This window comes from Polaribacter sp., assembly GCF_039939415.1.
GTDB lineage: Bacteria > Bacteroidota > Bacteroidia > Flavobacteriales > Flavobacteriaceae > Polaribacter.
Genome location: NZ_JBDVJE010000087.1, coordinates 1 through 2,463, shown reverse-complemented (window position 1 = coordinate 2,463; position 2,463 = coordinate 1). Strand labels below are relative to the sequence as shown.

The window sequence follows — 2,463 nt, the reverse complement described above, 5'->3', positions numbered from 1 at the left end:
AAATTTATTGTGGTTATTACAATGGAGGTTTAGGTGCTTATGAAGATTGGGCAGTTTCTTTTACTTTAGAAAAAGGGTACATGGCTACTTTTGCACAAGATGTTAATGGTTTAGGATTTAGTAAAATATATATTGCACAAGATGATGATTTAGAAATCAATTTACCATCAGATTTACAGAAAACAATTTCTTTTATTCGTGTAAGTCCTTGGTATCCTGTAGCAAAAAAAGGAAGTTTAGGTGGAGATATTAAATGGAGTTCTGCTGATAATTATAATACGACTTGGCATTATAGTTGGGGTTTAGATGAACAAAAATCAGAAGGTGTACAATTTGTACCTATGTCTTGGAGTGGAGGTGATGCAAGAACATCACTAGAAAAAATGGAAGAAGTTGGAAAAAATATGTCATTCAATCATCTTCTAGCTTTTAACGAACCCGATAATGTAGACCAATCTAATATGACAGTAGCAGAGGCTTTAGAAGCATATCCTAAGTTATTAGCTTCTGGTTTAAGACTAGGTGCTCCTGGTGTTGAGAATGTACAATACAGTACGTCATCAGATTCGTTTCATGATGATGGTTGGATTAAACAATTTATGGATTCATGTGTAGCGCGTGGTTATCGTGTAGATTTTATTCCTGCACATGATTATGTTCGTCGTTCTAAATCTACCTTCTTAGAACGTTTTAAAGCCTTACATGACAGATATGATCTTCCAATATGGGTAACAGAATACAATTATGGGAATCCAAATTTTGGATCTGCTGCTCTTACTGTAGAACAGGGTTATAATAATATTAAAGGCTTAACAGAAACTCTTGAGTCTGCCTATTTTGTAGAACGTTATAATTGGTATTATTTCTTTGGATCAAGCACAGGTATAGGTGGAATTACTGATGGTGAACTAAATATTACAGGACAATTTTATCGTGATTTAGAATCACAAAATCCATCATATATTCAAGAAGTATATGAGCAAGGTGTACTTGGGGTAAATAATTTTGATGAAAACCAAATAGGAATAAATATTTATCCTAATCCAGTGACAACTAAAACACTTCAAATTAGTTACTTAAATTCTTTAACAATAAACCATGCTGTAGTTAAAATATATAATGCATTAGGACAAGAAGTTATAATAAAATCTGGATCTCCAAAACAAATTGATGTTTCAAGTTTAAGTAACGGAATTTATATAGTTCAAGTAAAATATGATAATGTAAATGTGACAAAAAAAATTATGATTAATCAATAACAAGAACTATGAAAAAAATAAGCATATTATTACTTATATTCTTTTCTACGTTTTATGTTTTTTCACAAACCAACGATTGTGGTACAATTATAAACAAAACATTTGATGGTACAGGAGCATTGCCTACAGATTGGGTTGAGTATAATACTTCAGGGCGTATTACATTAGATTCAGATAGGTTAAAGTTTAATCATAATGCAACACAACCTTCTGCATACACCACTTTTACACCTACTTTAGAAAATTCTTTTTTTTCTTTTGATGTATCAGCTACACGTGCAGCGTTAAATTGTCAAATACATTTAATTTCTTCTGCAGGGAAACATTTATCAAGTATAGGTTTAGGTCTTGGAAATGCAAAAATAAAATTTGCTACAAGTATGAATGAAGAAATTCCAAGTGATTTTACAGAAGGAAATCCTTCTGTGAGTTTTCCTGCAAACACAAGTTTTAAAATTTCAACACAAATAGATTTTACAACTAAAACAGTTAGTTTTTATATTGATGGAAATCTTGTTAAGAAAGATGTTCCTTTTTTAGAAGAAGCAAAAGACATCGCAAAAATAGATATTCAGTCAATTTACATGTATAGCGATAATGGGCAAGTTTATTTTGATAATATGACTCTATTAAACGGAGAAGAAAACCGTTTACAATTAACAGATAATATTACAAACTTAGAAAGTTTATTAGCAGAAGCATCCATTGGAGATAAATTCCATCAATATCCACAATTTGCGGTAGATATGTTTCAAACTGCAATTAATACTGCTAAAGATGTTCTTAATGATTGTGAAGCAGCTTCAGAATTAATAAACAGTACAATTATAGAATTAAAAACAGCACAAGAAACCTTTGAAGCTTCAAAAGTTAATAACCCTGTTCTTAAAATTTATAACCAAATTAATTTAACAGGACAAGAACATGAAATTTACCCTGGTTATTACAATGGTACTTTAGGTACTTATGATGATTGGGCAGTTTCATTTACATTAGAAAAAGGTTATATGGTAACTTTTGCAGAAAATGTTAATGGTACAGGTGCAAGTAAAATATATGTAGCTGCAGAAAAGGATTTAAAAATTAATTTACCAGAAAATTTACAAAAAATAGTTTCTTTTATTCGTCTTGGGCCTTGGTTTGATGTTCATAAAAAAGGAATGGCAGGTAAAGGTACAGATGTTATACAAGAATATGATAATTC

General features: G+C 30.5%; 2 protein-coding genes. Both read left to right on the top strand.

Annotation, left to right across the window (positions count from 1 at the left end):
• Positions 1-1,259 (top strand): glycosyl hydrolase (locus ABJG40_RS14000; RefSeq protein ID WP_348025213.1); only part of this gene is annotated, 1,259 nt, incomplete at its 5' end.
• An 8-nt stretch (positions 1,260-1,267) separates the two neighbouring features.
• Positions 1,268-2,463: hypothetical protein (locus tag ABJG40_RS13995; RefSeq protein ID WP_348025212.1), on the top strand; the 1,196-nt coding region annotated here is incomplete at its 3' end.